Origin of the sequence: Frigoribacterium sp. CG_9.8, assembly GCF_015751965.1 — a bacterium.
Lineage (GTDB): Bacteria > Actinomycetota > Actinomycetes > Actinomycetales > Microbacteriaceae > Lacisediminihabitans.
Genome location: NZ_JADOVH010000004.1, coordinates 88,095 through 110,162, shown reverse-complemented (window position 1 = coordinate 110,162; position 22,068 = coordinate 88,095). Strand labels below are relative to the sequence as shown.

At 64.0% G+C, this 22,068-nt stretch carries 22 protein-coding genes and 1 pseudogene; 16 read left to right on the top strand and 7 right to left on the bottom strand.

The genetic code is table 11. The features are described from left to right. Positions 1-168 precede the first annotated feature (168 nt). Genes IWX88_RS09815 through pdhA form a run of 5 tightly spaced genes read right to left on the bottom strand, consistent with a single transcriptional unit; the run spans position 169 to position 5,731 of the window. Positions 169-1,434: an acyl-CoA dehydrogenase family protein gene (locus IWX88_RS09815; protein WP_196829802.1), complete on the bottom strand. Its 1,266-nt coding sequence runs from the start codon at positions 1,432-1,434 to the stop codon at positions 169-171. Continuing rightward, positions 1,431-2,174, bottom strand: coding sequence for an SDR family NAD(P)-dependent oxidoreductase (locus IWX88_RS09810; protein WP_196829800.1), 744 nt, complete (start codon positions 2,172-2,174; stop codon positions 1,431-1,433). Before IWX88_RS09810 ends, IWX88_RS09815 begins: the two co-directional genes overlap by 4 nt. Before the next feature lie 7 nt (positions 2,175-2,181). Beyond that, the gene (locus tag IWX88_RS09805; protein ID WP_196829798.1) at positions 2,182-3,594 is read right to left on the bottom strand and encodes a dihydrolipoamide acetyltransferase family protein; all 1,413 of its coding nucleotides are present in this window, start codon (positions 3,592-3,594) and stop codon (positions 2,182-2,184) included. Continuing rightward, the gene (locus IWX88_RS09800) at positions 3,594-4,574 is read right to left on the bottom strand and encodes an alpha-ketoacid dehydrogenase subunit beta (protein WP_196829796.1); all 981 of its coding nucleotides are present in this window, start codon (positions 4,572-4,574) and stop codon (positions 3,594-3,596) included. Before IWX88_RS09800 ends, IWX88_RS09805 begins: the two co-directional genes overlap by 1 nt. Then, complete coding sequence (gene pdhA, locus IWX88_RS09795) at positions 4,571-5,731, bottom strand: pyruvate dehydrogenase (acetyl-transferring) E1 component subunit alpha (protein ID WP_196829794.1); 1,161 nt, start codon at positions 5,729-5,731, stop codon at positions 4,571-4,573. The genes IWX88_RS09800 and pdhA overlap by 4 nt, the downstream gene beginning before the upstream one ends. 227 nt (positions 5,732-5,958) lie before the next feature. On the opposite strand from pdhA, the gene IWX88_RS09790 reads away from it, so the two are divergent. Both IWX88_RS09790 and IWX88_RS09785 read left to right on the top strand, forming a co-directional pair. Continuing rightward, positions 5,959-6,441 (top strand): Lrp/AsnC family transcriptional regulator, encoded by a 483-nt coding sequence (locus IWX88_RS09790; protein WP_196829792.1) that lies wholly within the window; start codon positions 5,959-5,961, stop codon positions 6,439-6,441. 166 nt (positions 6,442-6,607) lie between these two features. After that, a complete protein-coding gene (locus tag IWX88_RS09785) occupies positions 6,608-7,663 on the top strand; it encodes a 2,3-butanediol dehydrogenase (protein WP_196829790.1) in 1,056 nt (351 codons plus the stop codon). 154 nt (positions 7,664-7,817) lie between these two features. Here the strand turns inward: IWX88_RS09785 and IWX88_RS09780 are convergent, their stop codons facing one another. Next, positions 7,818-9,740 (bottom strand): propionyl-CoA synthetase, encoded by a 1,923-nt coding sequence (locus IWX88_RS09780; protein WP_370568292.1) that lies wholly within the window; start codon positions 9,738-9,740, stop codon positions 7,818-7,820. 140 nt (positions 9,741-9,880) lie between these two features. Between IWX88_RS09780 and IWX88_RS09775 the strand changes: the two genes are divergently transcribed. The 6 genes from IWX88_RS09775 (at position 9,881) to IWX88_RS09750 (ending at position 15,299) form a co-directional block, all read left to right on the top strand. Further along, positions 9,881-10,585 carry a GntR family transcriptional regulator gene (locus IWX88_RS09775; RefSeq protein ID WP_196829788.1) on the top strand — a complete coding sequence of 235 codons (705 nt, stop codon included), beginning with the start codon at positions 9,881-9,883 and terminating at the stop codon, positions 10,583-10,585. After that, a complete protein-coding gene (locus IWX88_RS09770) occupies positions 10,586-12,088 on the top strand; it encodes an MmgE/PrpD family protein (protein WP_196829786.1) in 1,503 nt (500 codons plus the stop codon). It begins immediately after the preceding gene. After that, entirely contained in the window at positions 12,088-12,984 is an 897-nt protein-coding gene (prpB, locus tag IWX88_RS09765; protein WP_196829784.1) for a methylisocitrate lyase, read from the top strand. The genes IWX88_RS09770 and prpB overlap by 1 nt, the downstream gene beginning before the upstream one ends. A gap of 24 nt (positions 12,985-13,008) precedes the next feature. After that, positions 13,009-14,142 carry a bifunctional 2-methylcitrate synthase/citrate synthase gene (locus tag IWX88_RS09760; RefSeq protein WP_196829782.1) on the top strand — a complete coding sequence of 378 codons (1,134 nt, stop codon included), beginning with the start codon at positions 13,009-13,011 and terminating at the stop codon, positions 14,140-14,142. Positions 14,143-14,218: 76 nt separating this feature from the next. Further along, complete coding sequence (locus IWX88_RS09755; protein ID WP_196829780.1) at positions 14,219-15,046, top strand: aldo/keto reductase; 828 nt, start codon at positions 14,219-14,221, stop codon at positions 15,044-15,046. Between the two features lie 10 nt (positions 15,047-15,056). Beyond that, positions 15,057-15,299 (top strand): hypothetical protein, encoded by a 243-nt coding sequence (locus tag IWX88_RS09750; RefSeq protein ID WP_196829778.1) that lies wholly within the window; start codon positions 15,057-15,059, stop codon positions 15,297-15,299. A gap of 40 nt (positions 15,300-15,339) precedes the next feature. Here IWX88_RS09750 and IWX88_RS09745 read toward each other — a convergent pair whose 3' ends face one another. Next, positions 15,340-15,702 (bottom strand): DUF1844 domain-containing protein, encoded by a 363-nt coding sequence (locus tag IWX88_RS09745; protein WP_196829776.1) that lies wholly within the window; start codon positions 15,700-15,702, stop codon positions 15,340-15,342. 303 nt (positions 15,703-16,005) lie between these two features. Between IWX88_RS09745 and infC the strand changes: the two are divergent. From infC to IWX88_RS09705, 8 genes and pseudogenes are all read left to right on the top strand, one after another. Then, a pseudogene (infC, locus tag IWX88_RS13915) lies at positions 16,006-16,575 on the top strand (translation initiation factor IF-3); the annotation flags it as partial. A gap of 447 nt (positions 16,576-17,022) precedes the next feature. Then, the gene (gene rpmI / locus IWX88_RS09735) at positions 17,023-17,217 is read left to right on the top strand and encodes a 50S ribosomal protein L35 (protein ID WP_196829774.1); all 195 of its coding nucleotides are present in this window, start codon (positions 17,023-17,025) and stop codon (positions 17,215-17,217) included. A 31-nt stretch (positions 17,218-17,248) separates the two neighbouring features. Further along, positions 17,249-17,635 (top strand): 50S ribosomal protein L20, encoded by a 387-nt coding sequence (gene rplT, locus IWX88_RS09730; protein WP_185201498.1) that lies wholly within the window; start codon positions 17,249-17,251, stop codon positions 17,633-17,635. A 166-nt stretch (positions 17,636-17,801) separates the two neighbouring features. Further along, the gene (locus IWX88_RS09725) at positions 17,802-18,608 is read left to right on the top strand and encodes an RNA methyltransferase (RefSeq protein ID WP_196829772.1); all 807 of its coding nucleotides are present in this window, start codon (positions 17,802-17,804) and stop codon (positions 18,606-18,608) included. Positions 18,609-18,795: 187 nt separating this feature from the next. Beyond that, positions 18,796-19,584, top strand: a complete 789-nt coding sequence (locus IWX88_RS09720; RefSeq protein ID WP_196829770.1) for an amino acid ABC transporter ATP-binding protein — start codon at positions 18,796-18,798, stop codon at positions 19,582-19,584. A 58-nt stretch (positions 19,585-19,642) separates the two neighbouring features. Next, on the top strand, positions 19,643-20,503 hold the full coding sequence (locus IWX88_RS09715; protein WP_196829767.1) for a glutamate ABC transporter substrate-binding protein: 861 nt from the start codon (positions 19,643-19,645) through the stop codon (positions 20,501-20,503). A gap of 80 nt (positions 20,504-20,583) precedes the next feature. Further along, complete coding sequence (locus tag IWX88_RS09710) at positions 20,584-21,231, top strand: amino acid ABC transporter permease (RefSeq protein WP_196829765.1); 648 nt, start codon at positions 20,584-20,586, stop codon at positions 21,229-21,231. After that, positions 21,228-22,046 (top strand): ABC transporter permease subunit, encoded by an 819-nt coding sequence (locus IWX88_RS09705; RefSeq protein ID WP_196829763.1) that lies wholly within the window; start codon positions 21,228-21,230, stop codon positions 22,044-22,046. The genes IWX88_RS09710 and IWX88_RS09705 overlap by 4 nt, the downstream gene beginning before the upstream one ends. Positions 22,047-22,068: the final 22 nt, after the last annotated feature.

The window sequence follows — 22,068 nt, the reverse complement described above, 5'->3', positions numbered from 1 at the left end:
GGTGTTGGCACGAGCCACCCGGTTGCCACGGCGGCCAACTTGCGCACCCGGTACCCGCGCTGCGCTCGATGCAGCGCTAGTCGGCTTCTGGCCGAAAGTCGAGGCGAAACAAGCCTGTGACAACGCGACGTACCGAGGATTCAGAGGAGCACCGCTCGCAGGCCCGTGCTACTCGAAAGCGGAGATCCCGGTGATCGCCCGACCCACCAGAAGGGTGTTGATCTCGTAGCTTCCCTCGTAGCTGTAGACCGCTTCGGCATCTGCAAAGATTCGCGCCATTCCGAAGTCGGTCGAGATGCCATTGCCCCCGAGGATGCCGCGGGCCATTGCCACTGACTCGCGCATGCGTGCGCTGCCGGAAGCCTTGGCCATCGCCGCGTGCTCGGAGCGCAGGGCACCATTCTGCTGGAGCTGCGCGATGCGCACCATTGTGCCGAGCGAGGTAGTGGTGTTCTCCAGGATGCGCACGAGCTTCTCCTGCACGAGCTGGAATGACGCGATCGGCTTGCCGAACTGGCGCCGCTCCAGCGCGTAGGCGAGCGCATGATCGTAGGCGGCGAACTGCAGGCCGACGGTCTGCCACGCGACCCACACCCGGGAGTCGGTCAGGAGCGCACTCGCATCACGAAACGAGCTCGCTCCGGGCAGTCGCGCCGATTCGTCAACGCGCACGTCATCGAGCAGGATGTCCGCATTCTGCACAATCCGCAGCGAAATCTTGTTCTCGATCTTTTCTGTGCGCAGCCCCGGGGTGTCCCGGTCAACGATGAAGGCTTTGATCTCGCCGTCGGCAGTATCCCGCGCCCAGAGGATGATGTGGTCGGCCATTGTGCCGTTGCCGATCCAGCGTTTGGCGCCGGAGATACTCCAGGTATCGCCGCGGCGGGTGGCGCTGGTGGCCATCGACCGCGAGATGTCCGACCCGTGGTCTGGCTCGGTCAGGGCGAAGGCTCCGATGCGGGAAAGGTCGCGCAGCCCGGGAAGCAGTCGTTCACGCTGCTCGTCTGAGCCAAGCCGGTCGATAGCGGCGGTGACGAGTTCGGAGTGCACCCCGAGAAAAGTGGACACCGACATATCGACCCGCGACAGTTCCAAGTGAAGGAAGCCCCGAAGAAGGTGGCTGCCACCGGAGGCGGGGATGCCGATGAGGTCAAGCCCGGCAAGGGTCGGCAGCAGCTCAAAGGGGAAGGTCGCGGCATCCCAGTGTGCACCGATCACCGGGCGCACCTCGCGGTCGAAAATCTCGGTTGCGTAGCTGAGGCGCCGCTGCTCCGACGGTGTGAGCAAGCCGCGGTAATCGAGGAAGTCGTCGGAGGGGCGCGGTCGGCGGGCGTGCTCGCTCGCTGTGCCGGTGGTCTCGGTATCGGTCTCGGTATCGACAGTCGCCGTGGTCTCAACCCGTGCGACGTCGCGGGCCGCGGTATCGACGCTCATCGGGGCATCATCCGGATGGCACCGTCGAGACGGATCGTCTCACCGTTCAGGTAGGGATTCTCCACGATGTGCCGCACGAGTGCCGCATATTCGGCTGGCAGTCCGAGACGAGCCGGATGGGGCACTTGGCTTCCGAGGGAGAGTCTTGTTTCCTCGCTCATCGCCGCCATCATCGGAGTCTCGAAGATTCCCGGCGCGATGGTCATGACGCGAATGAGGGTCGCGGCGAACTCCCGCGCGATCGGCAGGGTCATCGCCGCGATTGCGCCCTTGGACGCTGAGTACGCGGCCTGTCCGATCTGCCCGTCGAACGCGGCGACGGAGGCGGTGTTCACGATGACGCCGCGCTCGCCGTCGATCGGCTCGTTCTGCTGCATGGCAGCAGCGGCCAGTCGCAGCACATTGAAACTGCCGATGAGATTGATCCGGATGGCTCGCTCGAACAGTTCGAGAGCGACCGGGCCGTCTCGTCCGACGACGCGATTCGCGGGGGCGATGCCGGCGCAGTTGATGAGGATGCGCAGTGTGCCGAGTTGCGTGGCACGGGCCACCGCAGCCGCGACATCCGCCTCGCTGGTGACGTCCGCGGTGAGGGAGGTGGTGTCTTCCAGTGGTTCGGTCGGGGCGACAAGATCGAGAATTACCACGTGTGCCCCTGCCGCGGTGAGCGCGCGTGTCGTGGCCAGTCCGAGGCCGGAGGCTCCGCCGGTGACGATGGCTACCGTGTCCGTGATGTGCATGCTGTTCCTATCCGAGGGCGATGAGTTCGAGGGGATCGGCCAGGATGCGGCCGATTTCAGCGAGGAAGGCAGACCCTTCGGCGCCATCGACGAGCCGATGATCGAACGAGAGGCTGAGTGTCATCACCGAGCGCAGCGCGATTTTTCCTTGGAATTCCCAGGGTTGGCGCCTGATGGCGCCGGTGCACAGTATCGCCGCCTCGCCGGGGTTGATGATGGGAGAGCCCGTGTCGATGCCGAAACTTCCGATGTTGGTGATGCTGATCGTGCCGCCTGAGAGCTCAGCCACACCCGTCTTCCCGTCGCGGGCTCGGGAGGCCAGACCGGACAGGGCATCGGCGAGCTCTCGGAGTGTAAGCGAATTGACATCCCGGATGTTCGGCACCATGAGTCCCCGCGGAGTCGCAACGGCGATGCCGAGATTGACCCGGCGGTAGGTCACGATTTCCTGGGCGGCCTCATCCCAGCGCGTATTGAGTTCCGGATGCCGCACCGTCGCGATCGCAAGCGCCTTGGCGATCAGCACCAGCGCTGTCACCCTCGCCCCCTCGAACGCCGGATGCGCGCGCAGGCGCTCCACCAGCTCGACCGTTGGGGTGACATCCACGGTGACGAACTCAGTGACGTGCGGTGCGGTGAACGCACTGGACACCATTGCGGCCGCCGTGCGTTTGCGCACCCCGCTGATTGCCACGCGGGTTTCATCGGCTGTGGTGGCTGTGTTGGCTGTGACAGCGGGCAATGCCCCGGAAGCACTGGCAGCTTCGATATCCGCACGGATTACCGCGCCGTTCGATCCGGTGCCGACCACGGTGGCGAGGTCGAGTCCGAGACGCCTGGCTAGGTCTCGGACCGGCGGCTTGGCGAGCACGCGGGTGTGGGCAGCCGAATGACCTGTCGCAGGTGGCCCGACAGCCGCAGGCGCAAGAGATGCAGGTGCGAGAGGTGCGGGCGCGGCCGCAGGAGCGGAGGCAGCAGCCGGAGAAGTGGCCGGAGCAACGGCCGGAGCAGCGGCCTGTGTGGCGCGTCGGCGACGGCGCCCTGACCGCTGGTCATGCTCGCCGGGACCGTACCCGACGAGCATGTTCGACCGGCCGTCTTCTTCGGGCTCGGCGCCTGCTTCGAGCACCTCTGAGGCCTCGGGGGCGGCCCCATCCGCATCGGCACCGGGAGCACCAGTTCCCGCGACTCCAAAGCTGATGATGGGCGATCCCACCGTGACCGTCTCGCCTTCAGCGACGCGCAGCGACGCGACGATCCCCACGATCGGCGACGGCAGTTCGACCAGCGCCTTGGCCGTCTCCACCTCGCAGATCACCTGGTTCAAGATAACTTCGTCACCCGCTTTGACCAGCCAGCGCACGATCTCGGCATCGGTGAGTCCTTCGCCGAGGTCGGGAAGCAGAAAATCGGTGGCCATCACTGCACCGCCAGGCTTCGGTCGATTGCGTCGAGCACCCGGTCGATGTCGGGAAGGTAGTACTGCTCGACCTTGGATGGTGGATACGGCGTGGAATAGCCCCCCACCCGGATAACCGGGGATTCGAGCATCCAGAAGCAACGCTCCGAGATGCGTGCGGCGATCTCTGCGCCGAGGCCGAGGAACACGGGTGCTTCGTGCACAACGACAAGCCGCCCGGTCTTCGCGACCGAGCGTTCGATGGTGTCGAAGTCGATGGGGGAGAGCGACCGCAGGTCGATGACCTCAACGGAGGTGCCCTCGGTCGCCGCTTCACGTGCCGCAGCAACCGCGGTTGCCACCATCGGTCCATAGGCGACCACGGTGAGATCGGTGCCCTCGGTCACCACCCGAGCGTCATCCAGGCCCAGCGTCGGGATGCCATCGAGGTCGACATCCTGTTTGTCCCAGTAGCGGCGCTTCGGCTCGAAGAACATCACCGGGTCATCGGAGGCGATTGCCTGCTGGATCATGCCGTACGCGTCGACCGCCGATGAACAGGAGACGACGCGCAAGCCTGCGGTATGCGCGAAGTATGCCTCCGGTGACTCGGAATGATGCTCGACGGCACCGATTCCACCGCCATAGGGCACCCGGATCGTGAGGGGTACAGTGACGGCTCCGTCGGTGCGCTTGTGGATCTTCGCGAGCTGCGAAACAATCTGGTCGAATGCCGGGTAGATGAAGCCGTCGAACTGGATCTCGCAGACCGGTCGGTAGCCGCGCATCGCAAGACCGATCGCGGTGCCGATGATTCCCGACTCGGCGAGGGGGGTGTCGAAGACCCGCTCCCGACCGAATTCGGCCTGCAGCTTGTCGGTCACGCGAAAGACTCCACCGAGCGCCCCCACGTCTTCGCCCATCAGCATGACCCGGTCGTCGGAGCCGAGGGATCGCCGGAGCCCGGCGTTGATCGCCTTGGCAAGTGAGAGTGTGGTCATCGGGCACCCGCTGTCGTCTCGGGGCTGCCAATTTCGCGGCTGCCTATTTCGGGGCTGCCTGGCTCGAGAATGCCGTGGTACGCCACGAACTCTGCCCGCTCCTCGTCGATCAGCGAGTGCGGTTCCGCGTAGACGTTTTGGAAGATCGACTCTGGTGCTGGCTCGACAGTGCCGATGCATCCCGCGCGCAGGGAGGCGGCGAAGTCGCGTGCGGTCGCCTCTGTGTCAGCGAGCATCTGCGGTGTTGCGAGCCCGCGATGCTCGAGCGTGCGCAGCAGGCGGTCGATCGGATCCCGCTCCTTCCAGCGGGCGACCTCCTCGGCGTCACGGTAGCGCGTCGGGTCGTCGGATGTGGTGTGCGGCCCCATGCGATAGGTCACCGCCTCGATGAAGGTTGGCCCGTCGCCGTTGCGCGCACGCTCGGCCGCGTACCGGGTCACGGCGAGCACGGCGAGCACGTCGTTGCCGTCGACCTGCACCCCTTCGATGCCGAAACCGGCGGCGCGTTGCACGATCGGCACGGTGGTTTGCACCGCGACGGACGCAGAGATCGCGAACTGGTTGTTCTGGCAGAAGAAGACGACGGGGGCGGCGAAGCTTGCGGCGAATCCGAGAGCCTCGGAGAAGTCTCCCTGGCTCGTGGCGCCGTCACCGAAATACGTGATGGCGATGTCATCGGAGCGGTCGCGGAGGATCCCCATGCCGTAGCCGACCGCCTGCAGCATTTGCGAGCCGACCACAATCGCCGGCGTGGTCATATTGACCTCGTAGGGATTCCAGCCCGAGTGGGTCGATCCGCGCCATAACTTCAGGATCATCGTGGGATCGACGCCGCGCAAATAGGCGACGGCATGCTCGCGGTAACTGCCGAACACGAAGTCGCTGGCGCGCAGCGCGCGGGCCGACCCCACCTGCGCCGCCTCCTGGCCCTGCATCGGCGCCCAGAGGCCGAGCTCGCCCTGGCGCTGGAGTGCGGTTGCTTCGGTATCGATGCGGCGCGCGACCACGAGATCGGTGTACATCTGCACCAGTTCGATGTCTCCGACGTCACTGACATAGGTGGAGAAGATGGGATGGGGGATCAGATCGCCGCCCGTGGTTGGCAGGAGCGCAACCGCCTCGGCGTGCCCGGTGATTTCAATCGATGCGATGCTCATGACGACCGTCCTCGTTGACGTGTGTGAGTGTGACGTGTGTGAGTGTGACGTGTGTGGGTGTGACGTAAATCGGTGCCAGTGTGAATCTGACGCGTGCAATCCAACTCGCGAGTATTGACGAGTTGTCCTTGAATCGTGCGCCCTGTCGCGTGACTGCACAACCTATGCAGTGTGTATTGCGCATATTGCACAGTGCAGACCGCTCAAACCGTGCCAGACTGGGATACATGCAAGACCTCGACGGTACCGACGCCCGCATCCTCCTGGCGCTCAGCGAGGATGCCCGACTTTCCGGTGTCGAGCTCGCCCAGCGTCTCGGCCTGTCGCGCAACACCGTGCAGTCCAGACTTGCGCGACTCGAGTCCGGTTCGATGCTCGGGAGCATGGACCGGAGGGTTCTTCATCGCGCGCTCGGGTATCCGCTCACCGCCTTCGTCTCGGCCAGAGTCGACCAGCATCGCCTCCAGGAAATCGAGTCGGCCCTCACCGGTATCACCGAAGTGGTCGAGGTGCACGGCATCGCGGGGGGCGCCGACATCATGATCCGGGTGGTGGCGCAAGACACCGACGATCTCTACCGCATCGCCGGCGCCATCCTCGCGTCACCCGGCATCCAGCGCACCGAGGTCTCGCTCTCGATGAGGGAGATGGTGCCCTATCGCACCGCGCCGATCCTGCGCCAGCGCGTGGGTGGTATCGCGAGCGTGTGATCGCCGGTGTGGGATCGCGAGTGCGTGACCGCCCGCAAGCAACATGCTCGCGGCAGCGTCACCTGACGAGTAGGCACCGGATCGACCCGAGAGGTCGCCGACCTTCGGGCGTAGCCTGAAGGCAGGTCTCCTCAAAATGGCGACCGTGGACAGGAATGAGATCAGCATGAAAGCCGCTCGCTACTACGCCAGAAAAGACATCCGCATCGAAGATGTTCCTGCACCCGTCGTGCGTCCAGGAACTGTGGCAATCGACATTGCCTGGTGCGGGATCTGTGGCACAGACCTGCACGAATATCTTGATGGGCCGATATTTGTGCCGGCCCCCGGGCATCCGCATCCCATCTCCGGCGAAGAAGCACCGGTCATCATGGGGCACGAGTTCTCGGGCACCATCAGCGCTCTTGGCGATGGTGTGACCGACCTGATGGTGGGGCAGAACGTGGTCGTGGAGCCGTACATCATCGGCGCGGATGCGGCGATTGGGGATGGCGAGGAATATCAGCTTTCGAAGGATATGAATTTCATTGGTCTGGGCGGCTATGGCGGAGGGCTGAGCGAAAAGATCGTGGTCGAGCGTCGGTGGGTGCACCCGATCGGTGATATCCCGCTTGATGTGGCCGCGCTAATCGAGCCGCTCGCGGTGGGACATCATGCGTTCGTGCGCAGCGGCGCCAAAGCCGGCGACGTGGCCCTCATCGGTGGCGCTGGTCCGATTGGCCTGCTGCTGGCTGCCGTGCTCAAGGCCGAGGGGCTGACCGTCTTTATCTCAGAGCTCAGTCAGGCCCGCAAAGACAAGGCGATCAGCACTGGCGTCGCCGACGTCGTGCTCGACCCGAGCGAGGTCGACGTTGCCGACAAGGTGCGTGAGCTCACTGCAGGTCGCGGCGTGGATGTGGCCTTCGAATGCACCAGTGTGAACGCGGTGCTCGACACTTTGCTTGATGCAGTTCGGCCCGCTGGCGTCGTCGTCAATGTCTCGATCTGGGGACACCCGGCCACTGTCGATATGCAGAAGCTCGTGCTCAAGGAGATCGACCTGCGCGGCACTATCGCCTATGCGAACGACCACCCGGCCACCATTGCACTGGTGCAGCAGGGCAAGGTGAACCTCGAACCGTTCATCACGGCCCGGATCGCGCTGGACGACCTGATCACCGAGGGTTTCGATGCCCTGATCAATCACAACGAGACCCAGGTGAAGATCCTCGTCCACCCGTGATTGATTGCTGTTGACGTCACCGCGGCACCCGCCCGTGCGGCACGCTATCAGGGCTTTGAGGTGTGCGACCCTCCAGCTGAATATTTCTCGGCTGCCCTGCATCTTCCTACTCTAATGACGTGGGGCGGGGCAGAGAAGGCATCAGCAGCGGTCGTTACCGCTCAACCGTCGCCTCGATCACGGCGATCGACTGAGTGTCTTCGATCGTTGGAGGAACCACGTAGTCCTCGCCGTTCACGATCTGCCGCATCGTCTTGCGCAGGATCTTGCCCGACCTGGTCTTCGGTAGACCGCACACCACCACCACGTCACGGAAGGCGGCGACCGCCCCGATCTGTTCGCGTACCATCGCCACCAGGTCGGCAGTGAGGGCGTCGTCGGTGATGTCGGTGCCGCTCTTGAGAACGACATAGCCCATCGGCTTCTGGCCCTTGATCTCATCGTGCACACCGATCACCGCGCATTCGGCAACCGCGGGATGCTGCGCGAGAACCTGCTCCATCGACCCGGTGGAGAGCCGGTGGCCGGCCACGTTGATGATGTCATCGGTGCGCCCCATCACATAGAGGTATCCATCGCGGTCGATGTATCCGGAGTCGCCTGTGAGGTAGCGGCCCGGAAACGCGGAGAGGTACTGCTGCACATAGCGCTCGTCACCGTTCCACAGCGTGGCGAGAGTGCCGGGGGGCAGTGGGAGTGAGATCACGATATTGCCCTCGTCGAGGTGCGGTACGGTCTGGCCGTGCTCGTCGACGATATCTACGTTGAAGCCCGGCACCGGGAAAGACGGCGATCCGGCTCGCAGCGGTAGCTCCTCCAGCCCGCGCGGGCTCGCACAGATCGCCCAGCCGGTCTCGGTCTGCCACCAGTGGTCGATCACCGGCTTCTCGAGCAGTGCGGTCGCCCAGGTCCAGGTATCGGGATCGAGGCGCTCGCCGGCGACGAAAAGGGCGTCCAGGCAGCTGAGGTCGTACTGGCGTGACAGGGCGGCGTGCGGATCGGCTTTGCGGATGGCACGCAGTGCCGTCGGCGCGGTGAACAGTGTCTTCACCCGGTAGTCCGACACCACGCGCCAGAATGCGCCGGCATCCGGTGTGCCGACCGGCTTGCCCTCGTAGAGCACCGTGGTCGCTCCGGCGATCAGTGGGCCGTAGACGATGTAGGAGTGGCCGACGACCCAGCCGACGTCGCTCGCCGTCCACATGACATCCCCGGGTCCGACGCCGTAGATATTCTTCATCGACCAGGCCATCGCCACGGCATGGCCGCCATTGTCGCGCACAATTCCCTTGGGGGTGCCCGTTGTGCCAGAGGTGTACAGAATATAGAGCGGATCGGTGGCGGCCACCGCAACGGCCGCGCGTGGCGTTGCGGTCAGCGACTGCTCATCCCAGTCCCACCACGCGGTGCCCGCCGACGCATGATCCACAGCCCGGCCCGGAACCTCTGGTCGATCCTTCACGATCACGGTGCCGACCCGATGACGGGCAATCTCGAGGGCGGTCGCAATCGTCGGGAGGTACTCGACCACGCGGTTCGGCTCGATTCCTCCGGTGGCGGTCACGATTGCGACCGGCTCAGCGTCATCGATGCGGGCAGCGAGCTCCTTGGCCGCGAACCCCCCGAACACGACGGAGTGCACCGCACCGAGCCGCGCGCAGGCCAGCATGGCCACGATCGCCTGCGGCATCATCGGCATGTAGATGATCACCCTGTCACCCTTGGTGACACCGGCATCCGCGAGCACACCCGCGAAGCGGGCGACCTTATCCAGCAGCGTGGCATAGCTGTAGCGCTTCTTCTTACCGACAACCGGGGAGTCGTAGATCAGCGCGGTGGTGTCCCCCCGCCCGGCGAGCACGTGACGATCAAGCGCGTTGAAGCAGGTATTGAGTTCCGCCCCGGCGAACCACCGGTAGAGCGGCGCGGCGGTGCTGTCGAGGGCATCGGTTGGCTCGGTCGTCCAATCGATGAGCTTCGCCGCGTCGAGCCAAAAGCCTTCGCGATCATTCACGCTCTGATCGAAGGCCTGCCGATAGCCGCCGACGCGTGATTCCGACTCGCTTATTGCACTCACGGGATACCTCTCCATTGAAGCCATCACACCAATTCTGTATACAGAAGGTGGGTGAAGTATGACACGAAGCGGTCAATATGTGCTGTTATGGGTCATAATGTGTACAGAACAGTGAAATGCTGTCGCAATAAAGGGGAGCAATGGCGGTCACGCAACGCGCAAGCGACCGGGCGTACCAGAGGCTCCGCGACGAAATCGTGGAGTGGGAGCTTCAACCGGGCAGTGTGCTCGGAGAGGTCGAACAGTCCACCCGGCTCGGAGTCTCACGCACCCCGGTGCGCGAGGCGCTCGCACGTCTGATGGCCGACGGACTCGTGTCATCCCAGTCCGGTCGCGGCCTCGTCGTCACCGACCTGTCGATCGAGAGCATTCAGGAGATCTTCGAGGTGCGACAGGCGCTCGAAGAGCAGGCCGCGCGTCTCGCCGCGCTGCGAGGGGACACCGCGGTATTCGAACAGCTCGAACGCGAGTTTGACGCGGTGAACGAGCTTCTCGACCGCGATGACCCGGCCCGGCATGCCTACTACGGGCTCGTGGCCCGACTCGATACGGCTATCGACGAGGCCGTAGGCAACTCCTATCTCGCTGCAGCACTGGCAAACTTGCGCACCCACCTCGTGCGGGTTCGTCGCCTGGCGGTGGATGATCCGGCGCGACTGGCCGCGGCTGCCGCTGAACACTTACTCATCGTGCAGGCGATTGCCGCCCGGGATGCCGAACTCGCCGCACACGCGACGCAGGTTCACCTGCACCAGGCCCTGCGAAACATCCAGAAGATGGCGAGCCTGCCGACCAATCTCCACACCGCGGTGAGCCCGATAGGCCCCGCACCGAAAGGATCATAAGTGAAACTGCACTCCGTACGCGTCCACCCGAGTTCCGAGAACCTCGCTCGCGAAGACCAACTGGCCTGGAAGATTGCGCAAGTCGCAGCAGACCCGGTGGCGGTGACCACCGAAGTGACGGAGATGGTGATCAACCGGCTGATCGACAACGCGGCGGTCGCCACCGCCTCCCTGGTCCGCGGACCGGCCGTCGCCGCGCGCGCCCAGGCCGAGGACCACCCGTACGAGCCCGGATCGACTGTCTTCGGCATCCCCGGGCGCTTCGGGCCCGAATGGGCGGCCTGGGCGAACGGTGTGGCCGTTCGCGAGCTCGACTATCACGACACCTTCCTCGCGGCAGAGTACTCGCACCCGGGCGACAACATCCCGCCCATCCTCGCGGTGGCCCAGCATGCGGGCTGTACCGGCGCCGACCTGCTGCGCGGAATCGCCACGGGCTATGAGATCCAGGTCGACTTGGTCAAGGCGATCAGCCTGCACGCCCACAAGATCGACCACGTCGCCCACCTCGGCCCGTCGGCCGCTGCGGGCATCGGCACGATGCTCCAGCTCGCTCCCGAGATTATCTTCCAGGCCATCGGGCAGGCACTGCACACCACCACCGCCACCCGCCAGTCGCGCAAGGGGGAGATCTCGACCTGGAAGGCCTACGCTCCGGCATTTGCCGGCAAGATGGCGGTCGAAGCCGTCGACCGGGCGATGCGCGGCCAGACCAGCCCGACCCCGATCTACGAGGGCGAGGACGGCGTGATCGCTTGGCTGCTCGACGGCCCGGATGCCCAGTACGAGGTGTCGCTGCCCGAGGCGGGAGAGACCAAGCGCGGCATCCTCGACACCTATACCAAGGAACACTCGGCCGAATATCAGGCGCAGGCCTGGATCGATCTCGCTCGCAAACTGCACAGCGAGTACCCGGACCTCGGCGTCGGGGGAAACATCGACCGTGTCATCATCCGCACCTCACACCACACCCACTATGTGATCGGATCGGGCGCGAACGATCCGCAGAAATATGATCCCACTGCGAGCCGCGAGACGCTCGACCACTCGATCCCGTACATCTTCACCGTTGCGCTGCAGGACGGCGAATGGCACCACGAACGTTCCTACGCACCGGAGCGTGCGGGTCGCGCCGACACCGTCGCGCTCTGGAACCGGGTGGTCACCGAGGAGGATCCGGAGTGGACGCGCCGCTATCACTCCACCGACCCGGCCGAGAAAGCATTCGGTGGCAGCGTTGCTATCACTCTCACCGACGGCACGACGATCATCGACGAGATCGCGGTGGCGGATGCCCACCCGCTCGGTGCCCGGCCGTTTGCCCGCGAGCAGTACATCGCGAAGTTCCGGGCGCTCTCCGACGGGATCCTCGAGCCTGGCGAGATCGACCGCTTCTTGGGTCTCGTGCAGCGCCTCCCCGAACTGACTGCCGAGGAACTCGGCGGCCTCACCGTGACCGCGAAGCCGGGTATTCTTGCCGCCGGACCGAAGGGACTCTTCTGATGCTGTACTCCACCGTCACCCCCGCTGAGAAGCGGGCGACCTTCCGGGCATCCCTCACCAGCGGTCGGCTCCAACTCGTGCCTGGCGCCTTCAACCCGCTGAGCGCGAAACTCATCCAGGACCGGGGATTCGACGGGGTCTATATCTCCGGAGCCGTCATCGCCGCCGACCTTGGGCTGCCGGATATCGGACTCACCACGCTTACCGAGGTAGCCAATCGCTCGAAGCAGATCAGCCGCGCGACCGATCTGCCGTCGCTGGTCGACGCGGACACCGGTTTCGGTGAGCCGATGAATGTGGCGCGCACGGTGCAGGAGCTCGAGGATGCCGGTGTGGCCGGTCTCCACATCGAAGACCAGGTCAATCCGAAGCGCTGTGGCCACCTCGACGGCAAGGCCATCGTCGACGAGAACACGGCAACCAAGCGCATCCGGGCGGCCGTCGATGCCCGCCGCGACCCGAACCTGCTGATCATGGCGCGCACGGACATCCGTGCCATCGATGGTCTCGCCGTGGCCATCGACCGCGCCAAGGCCCTGGTGGATGCCGGTGCCGACGCGATCTTCCCCGAGGCGATGACGGACTTGGCGGAGTTCGAGGCGATCCGAGCGGCTGTCGATGTGCCGATCCTGGCCAACATGACCGAGTTCGGCAAGAGTGAGCTCTTCACGAATGATCAGCTCGCCGGTGTGGGCATCAACCTGGTGATCTACCCGGTCAGCCTGCTCCGGCTTGCGATGGGTGCGGCGGAGCGTGGTCTCGATACGATTAAACGAGAGGGCTCACTGACATCCGAGGTGCCGAACATGCAAACGCGCGCCCGCCTCTATGAGCTACTCGACTACGAGGCGTACAACGCCTTCGACACCAGCGTCTTCAATTTCACTCTGAACTGAACCACCCCGAGCTAGGAGCAATCAATGACCGATCCTGTCACCACGGTAGAGGCGCCGCGGAAGGGGCTCGCTGGTGTCGTCGTCGACTTCACTGCCGTTTCCAAGGTCAATCCCGACACGAACTCGCTGCTTTACCGCGGGTATCCCGTGCAGGAGCTCGCCGCCAACTGTTCCTTCGAAGAGGTGGCCTATCTGCTCTGGCACGGAGAGCTTCCGGATGAGCGCCAGCTCGCCGACTTCGAGACACTCGAGCGGTCGCTGCGATCCCTCGACGACACCGTGAAGCGGGTGATCGACGATCTGCCGCTCACCGCGCATCCGATGGATGTCGTGCGCACGGCAGTGAGCGTGATCGGTGCGAATGATCCGAGTGCGGCGGATGCGTCACCGCAGTCGAATCTTGCCAAGTCCATTGCCCTGCTGGCCAAGCTCCCCGCGATCGTCTCCTACGACCAGCGCCGTCGGCGCGGCCAGGAGCTGGTCGAGCCGCGTGACGATCTCGGTTACTCGGCCAACTTCCTGCACATGACCTTCGGTGAACTGCCGGATCTTGTGGTCGTGAACGCCTTCGACGTGTCGATGGTGCTCTATGCCGAGCACTCCTTCAACGCCTCCACGTTCACCGCCCGCGTGATCACATCGACCCTCGCCGACCTGTACTCGGCGGTCGTCGGGGCGATCGGAGCGCTCAAGGGTCCGCTTCATGGTGGCGCCAATGAGGCCGTGATGCACGTCTTCGACGAGATCAAGACCGCGGACCGGGCAGAGGGCTGGCTGCAGACGGCGCTCGCCGAAAAGCGCAAGATCATGGGCTTCGGCCACCGGGTCTACAAGAACGGAGACTCGCGGGTGCCGACGATGAAGGCGGCCCTCGATACCCTCATCGTGGAGTACGACGCCCAGCCCCTCGCCGAGCTCTACGACACCCTTGAAGCGGCAATGGGCGAGGCGAAGAACATCAAGCCCAACCTCGACTATCCCTCTGGACCGGCCTATAGCCTCATCGGCTACGACACAGAGATGTTCACCCCGCTATTCGTGGCGAGCCGGATCACCGGCTGGACCGCTCACATCATGGAGCAGCTCGCCTCGAACGCGCTCATCCGGCCACTGAGCCTCTACAACGGTCCGGATGAGCGTCACGTTCCGGTTTCCTGACGACGAACTGGGCTGGGTAAGACGAACGGTGCCGTTCAGGGGGACTCCGCCTCTCCCGGTGTGAAACGATGGAAGCATGACGACCCCCGCAATCACGCTCTCTGATGGCCACAGCATCCCTCAACTGGGGCTGGGGGTATTCAAAGTCGATCCGGCTGAGACCGAGCGGATCGTGACCGACGCCCTCGAAATCGGCTACCGGCACATCGACGCGGCGGCCATCTATGGCAATGAAGAGGGTGTGGGGCGCGCAATCGCGGCATCCGGGATCCCGCGGGACGAGCTGTTCATCACCACAAAGCTGTACAACACCGACCAGGGCACGGAGTTAGCTCACGCCGCTATCGCCACGAGTCTCGAGAAGCTCGGGCTCGATCATGTGGACCTCTATCTCATTCATTGGCCTGCCCCCTCGCGCGATCTCTATGTGCAGTCGTGGAGGGCGCTCGAGGCAATTCAGCGTGCCGGACAGGCCACGAGTATCGGAGTTTCAAACTTTCTTGTGCCGCATCTCACGCGACTGCTCGCTGAGACCGAGGTGGTGCCAGTGGTCAACCAGATCGAGCTGCACCCCTATCACCAGCAGCCCGAGGTCACGGCGTTTGGTGCGTCTCACCAGATCGCGACGGAGGCCTGGGGTCCACTCGGGCAGGGCAAATATCCCCTGCTGGAAATGCCGCTCATCGTTTCTGTTGCCGCGGCGCACGAGAAGTCGTCGGCACAGGTCGTGCTGCGCTGGCACATCCAGCAGGGCCACATCGTGTTTCCCAAGTCCAACTCCCGTGCCCGTATCGCGGAAAATTTCGACCTGTTCGACTTCGAGCTGACCGACGAGGAGCAGTCCTCGATCACGGCGCTGGAGCGCGCCGGTCGCGTCGGGGGAGACCCCAACGACTCCAAGTGAGGGTGGTGTGGTGATGTCGGACGATCAGGGCAGAGTGGATCCACCGAGCGAGCGAGGACCGACGCGAGCAATCGCCGTGTTTCTCAACGTGGCCTTCGTGGTGGTGCTCATCGGGATACTGGCGGGAGCCTCATCACAGCCCTGGTTCCTGGTTGTCGCGATTGTGTGGATGGCGGTAGGGGGATACTTCCTGCACAAGAATCGCCGCTCTCGCCCAGCTCCGCCCAACCTATTCGACGACGAATCGCGCTAGCCCCCGCCGGAGGGTAGGGGCGGTCAGAGGATGGGGCCGGTCAATTGACCGCGCCGGTCCACTTCTCGCCGGCACCAAGGCCGGGGGCATCCGGAATCAGGGATGCCTCGCGAAACGCCAGTTGAACAGAACGCAGGCCATCCCGCAACGCTCTCGCGTGCTGGTCACCGAGGTCGGGGGCGCTCGCAGTGATCAGACCGGCGAGAGCGTTGATCAGTTTCCGGGCTTCGTCAAGGTCCAGTTGGGTGTCTGCGTCATCCGCAAGACCGCACTTGACGGCCGCGGCACTGAGCAGATGCACCGCGACAGTGTTGATGACCTCGATCGCCGGCACATCCGCGATATCCCGGGCTGCGTCGTTCTCATGGGTGTGGCCGGGTTCTGAATGATCCTGCTCGCTCATCGAATGTTTCCTCTGTTACACTGATCGCTGGCTCCGGCTCCCGCAAAGGTCCCGGAACGAAAGTGGAGATTCTCCCACCCGCGCTTGACCGCTTAGCTATGTGATTACTCGACATTGCTAATGACGAGGTTACCGGGTCGATGCGGTCCGCCTGTTCCCCTTCACCGGGGTGCGGGTTGCCAGGTCGCAGTGCCGAAGAATTCGATGAAGATCGAAAATCTGGGTGCGTGAATCTCTCCTGTCGTCTTGAGTCCGGCACGTCGCCGATCACTCTGGCCATCACGACCGACTAAGGAGTTACGCATCAGCGATCCCCGTACCAATGACCGAATCCGCGTTCCGGAGGTCCGACTTGTTGGCCCCAACGGCGAGCAGGTCGGTGTAGTGCGCATTGAAGACGCCATTCGTCTTGCCCAAGAGGCAGACCTGGATTTGGTCGAGGTAGCTCCCAATTCCAAGCCCCCTGTTGCCAAGATCATGGACTTCGGCAAGTTCAAGTACGAAACCGCGCAGAAGGTGAAAGAAGCCAAGCGCAACCAGTCCAACACCATCCTCAAAGAGGTGCGTTTTCGGCTGAAGATCGACGTGCACGACTACGAGACCAAGCGCAAGCGCGCCGAGGGATTTCTTCAGGGTGGCGACAAGGTCAAGGCCATGATCCTGTTCCGCGGCCGCGAGCAGTCACGCCCCGAACAGGGCGTTCGGCTCCTGCAGCGCTTCGCCGAAGATGTTTCCGAATTCGGAAGTGTCGAGTCGACACCGATGATCGACGGCCGCAACATGGTCATGGTCATCGGACCGCTCAAGACCAAGGCCGAAGTCAAGGCGGAACACGACGCCAAGAAGCCAGCATCGAAGCCGCGCGCTGAGCGCCCCGAGGCTCCCTTCGAGCCGATGGTGGCTCCGGTGCGCACTGCGGCTCCCGTGCGTACTGAGGCCCCGGTGCGTACTGAGGCTCCGGTGCGTACTGAGGCTCCGGTCGCCCCGGCGGCCACGGCTGTCGATGCACCGACAGCCGCACCGGCTCCTGCGGCCACTGCTCCTGCGGCTACTGCGCCGAAGACCGCTGTAGCACCGAAGGTAGTCCCCGCTGCTGCCGCTGCGAAGTCCGCTGCCGCGAAAGCAACGCCCGCTGCAGCCGCTGAATCCAAGCCCACCCCGGCGGCGTCCAAGCCGACGCCGGCGACGGCATCCAAGCCGGTCCCGCGACCGGCTCCCACCCCGGGAAACGCGCCGAAGCCGCGCGCTGTTCCACCCAAGACTGCACCAGCAGATGTGACGTCGGACTAGTTCCGACGAGTAGCACCACTAAGGAGAGATATGCCCAAGCAGAAGACGCACTCCGGCACCAAGAAGCGATTCAAGGTCACCGGCAGCGGAAAGATCATGAAGCAGCAGGCTGGCATGCGACACAACCTGGAATCGAAGTCGGGGCAGCGTAAACGCCGCCTCAACCAGGACCAGGTCATTGCCCCGGCAAACGTCAAAGCCATCAAGAAGCTTCTCGGCATCTAACGCCGAGCACTAGAACTAAGGAAAACGACAAATGGCAAGAGTAAAGAGGGCCGTCAACGCCCATAAGAAGCGACGGGTAATCCTCGAGCGCGCCAAGGGGTACCGCGGCCAGCGTTCGCGCCTGTACCGCAAGGCCAAGGAGCAGGTCACCCACTCCCTCGTCTACGCATACCGTGACCGTCGCGCCCGCAAGGGCGATTTCCGTCGCCTGTGGATTCAGCGCATCAACGCGGCCTCGCGTGCGAACGGCCTCACCTACAACCGCCTCATCCAGGGATTGAACCTGGCCGGAGTCGGTGTCGACCGTCGCATCCTCGCCGACCTCGCGGTCACCGAGCCGGCAACGTTCGCGGCACTCGTCGCCACGGCGAAGGCCGCGCTTCCGGCCGATACCTCGGCACCGAAGGTGCTCGCGTAGCCCGCAGTTTCCCGTTCCCGCGACGGGCCCGGCCACCTCAGGGCGGCCGGGCCCGTCGTCGTTTGCGCCCGCCCGCAGCTCTCCTGCTTGGCCGACGCATTCCCGGTCACGCGCCGAGGAACCCAACCTCCGCGGTGAACACCGCGCGCAAGAATAGAATCGGCTCGTGCTAGATAATCCCCGTTCGCCACGCGTCAGAGGTGTGGCCAAGCTCGCTAAGCGCGAGGGCAGAGCGTCCAGCGGGCAGTTCCTGCTGGAAGGTCCCCAGTCTGTTTCCGAGGCGCTTGCCTTCCGTCCCGAACTGGTCGTCGAACTGTTCGCGACGCCGACGGCACTTGATCGGTACACCGAGATCGCCCAGAGGGCCGCTGATGCCGGTGTCGACGTGCAATTTGTCACCGAGCACGTTCTCGACGCGATGGCCGATACCGTCACCCCCCAGGGCATCATCGCGGTCTGCAGCCAATTTCCCACCTCGCTCAAGGAGATCCTGGCGTCCGGGCCGACGCTCATCGCCATCCTCGAAGAGGTGCGCGACCCCGGCAACGCCGGCACGATCATCCGAGCCGCGGATGCTGCGGGAGCGGATGCCGTCATCCTCACCGGCCGCAGCGTCGACCTTTATAACCCCAAGGTCGTGCGTGCCTCGACCGGCTCGATCTTCCACCTGCCGGTCGCAGTCGGGGTGGAGCTCGAGAACGTGCTGCAGAAAGTGCACGCGGCCGGTCTTACTGTGCTCGCGGCCGATATCAAGGGGGATGACCTCCTCACCGCCCGAGTCGACGGACTCCTCGTCAAGCCGACTGCCTGGCTGTTCGGCAATGAAGCGCGGGGGCTCTCAGACGAGCACTTCGCCCTCGCGGATCGAGCGATCACCGTGCCGATCTACGGCCATGCTGAGTCGATGAATCTTGCCACCGCAGCATCCGTATGCCTCTATGAGAGCGCGTTCGCCCAGCGAAGTGCGCAGTAGCCAGAGGCGGTCATTCCGGCTGCCAGCGCGCCACATCCGCACTCGCTGGTGCGACGCGAGCAGACTCCTCACCGAGTCGGATCCGCGGTCCACTCAGCCAGCGGTAGTGCGCTCACAACGCTAACGATCGTCTACTCGTTTCATGCCCGGGGCGCATGAATCGATTGGTCTACCCTATATTGGGGGCATGGAGACAAGCGCTGGCGAGCCCCCGACCTCGAATATCAGCGTTGTTCGCGGGCAGCCGCTGGTGATCATGGATGGCGTCAATAAGCACTTCGGTGACCTTCATGTGCTCAACGGCATCAACACCGTTGTGAACCGCGGTGAGGTCGTAGTCGTCATCGGACCGAGCGGGTCTGGCAAATCCACCCTGTGTCGCGCGATCAATCGGCTCGAGACGATTGACAGCGGAACCATCACCATCGATGGCGAGCTCCTTCCCGAGGAAGGACCCGAACTCGCCCAGTTGCGCGCGGACGTGGGGATGGTGTTCCAGTCGTTCAACCTCTTCGCTCACAAGACGATCCTCGAGAACGTAACCCTCGCGCCGATCAAGGTTCGCAAACTCTCGAAGGCGGATGCCGACATTCGCGGCATGGAGATGCTCGACCGGGTCGGCATCGCAGACCAGGCAAGCAAGATGCCCGCGCAGCTCTCCGGTGGGCAGCAGCAACGGGTGGCAATCGCTCGCTCGCTCGCCATGACGCCGAAACTCATTCTCATGGACGAGCCGACGAGTGCGCTCGACCCGGAGATGATCAACGAGGTGCTCGACGTGATGGTCAGCCTCGCGGCAGACGGCATGACCATGGTCGTGGTCACCCACGAAATGGGCTTTGCCCGCAGGGCGGCCGACCGCGTGCTCTTCATGGCCGACGGCCGCATCGAGGAAGAGGCAACCCCCGAGGAGTTCTTCACGACTCCGCGCACCGCGCGTGCGCAGGACTTTCTGTCCAAGATCCTCGAGCACTAATCACTGAATATTGACCATTGGCCACCACCCCAGCACAGCACGAGAGAGGTACGAATCAATGAAGAAGCGAATGTTGTCCGTCATCGGACTGGCCGCGGCATCCATGCTCATCCTGGCCGGATGCGCCGGAGCGGATGCGCCGGCCGCGGACCCCACACCGGTAGCGAGCTTTGCCGCCGGCAGCACAATGGAGAAGCTCTCCAAGGCCGGCACGATCACCATCGGCACCAAGTTCGATCAGCCGTTGTTCGGCCTCAAGGGACCGGACGGACCGGTCGGTTTCGATGTGCAGATCGGTACGATCATCGCGGCCAGCCTCGGCATCCCGGCCTCGAAGATCAAGTTTGTCGAGACAGCTTCGGCAAACCGTGAGCCGTTTATCGAGGCCGGACAGGTCGACCTGGTAATCGCGACTTACACGATCAGCGATAAGCGCAAAACGGTGGTCTCCTTCGCCGGGCCGTACTACGAAGCCGGCCAGTCAATCCTCGTGAAGGCGGACAACAAGACCATCACGTCCGAGAAAGACCTGGTCGGGCAGCCGGTGTGTTCCGTTACCGGTTCGACGCCCGCGGCGAAGCTCGCCGAGATCGGTGCCAAGCCGCTCCTCACCGACATCTACTCCAACTGCCTCGAGCCGCTGCGCTCGGGTGCGGTAGTGGCGATGAGCACGGACAATGTGATCCTGGCCGGCCTCGCGGCGCAGAACGAGGGCGAGTTCAAGATCGCCGGCAAGCCATTCACGAAAGAGCCTTACGGCATCGGTCTCAAGCGCGATGACACCGAGTTCCGCACCTTCATCAATGAGGTGTTGACCAAGTCCTACAAGGACGGCAGCTATAAAAAGGCGTGGGAAGATACCGCAGGTAAGGTGCTCCCCTACGTGACACCGCCGACCGTAGACAACTACGCGCTGTAAGTCTTTCCTGAGTAGACGGGTGACGGGCCGCGTGCGCGGCTCGTCACCCGTGTTCGCACCACACCCGAGGGGAACGAACCATGAATGTGGTGATCGATAACCTGCCGCTGTACCTGCAGGGATTCGGCGTCACTCTGTCACTGTTTCTCATCGGGGGCATCTCGGCGATGATCCTCGGCACCGTCGTTGCCGCGATGCGCATTTCTCCGGTTGCTGGGTTCCGGGGCGCGGCAGTGGTGTACACCGAGGCGCTGCGCAACACCCCGCTCACCCTCGTTTTTGTCTTCTTCGTCTTCGTGCTTCCCCAACTCGCCCCGCGGCTTCCCTATTTTGCGAGCGCCTGTGTCGCGCTCGCTCTCTACACGGCACCCTTCGTCGCAGAGGCCCTCCGCTCCGGGGTGAACGGCGTGCCCATCGGGCAGGCGGAGGCTGCACGAAGCCTAGGAATGGGCTTCGGTCAGGCACTGACGCTCGTCATCTTTCCCCAGGCCTTCCGCATGGTCATCCCACCCCTCGTGAACGTGTTCGTCGCACTCGCTAAGAACACCTCTGTGGCGGGCGGATTCTTCGTTGCCGAACTCTTCCAGATCGGTAAGGGTCTCGCCAACACGAACGGAAATAGTGTTATCCCGATTCTGTTCGGTGTCGCCTTCTTTTATTTGGTGATCACGATCCCCCTCGGAATCGTTTCGTCGCGACTGGAAAAGCGATGGGTGGTGGCCCGGTGAGCTCCAACGTGCTCTTCGATTCTCCCGGGCCGAAGGCTCGGCGCCGATCCCTGATTTTCTCGATCATCGCCCTGGTGGTCGTGGCGGCAATCGTGCTCTGGGCGATCCTCACTCTCGCCGCACCGCGGCTGTCGTCGGGGATCAAGCTCCCCGGGTCGTTCGATCCCAGTCGCTGGGACATCTTCTCGGATCCTCGGGTCTGGCGTGATATCGGCCTTGGAGTGCTTGCCACCCTCGAGGCTGCCGCAGTGGCATCCGTCCTGGCGCTCGCTATCGGTGTCGCCTTCTCCCTGCTGCGCACATCCGTCTTCCCCTGGGTGCGGATCCCGGCCACCGTCGTGCTCGAGTTCTTCCGTGGCATGCCGGTGCTGCTGCTCATGCTGTTCATTCTGCTGGTGAGTTCCTTTGGCACCTTCTGGGCCGTTGTCCTCGGGCTCGCCGTCTATAACGGAGCGATCATCGGTGAGATTCTGCGCGCGGGCGTCGCCTCCCTGCCTCGCGGACAGCGGGAAGCGGGACTGAGCCTCGGCCTCACTCGGCTGCAGACCAAGTCGTTCATCGAGTATCCGCAAGCGTTTCGACAGATGTTGCCCGTGATCGTCGCCCAGCTCGTCGTGCTTCTCAAGGACACCAGCCTTGGCTACATCGTTGGCTACAGCGAGATCATTCGCACCACGATGACGGAGATGCTGTCCTTCCACGGGGATCGCTACAAATTCTCGCTCTACGTCATCACCCTTGTCATCTACTTGGGTGTCAACCTCTCGGTGTCTGCCTTTGCTCGTCGACTCGCTCGGCGGCGGCCGGCCCGGTAGTGCAGCGCTGCGCGGATCCAGC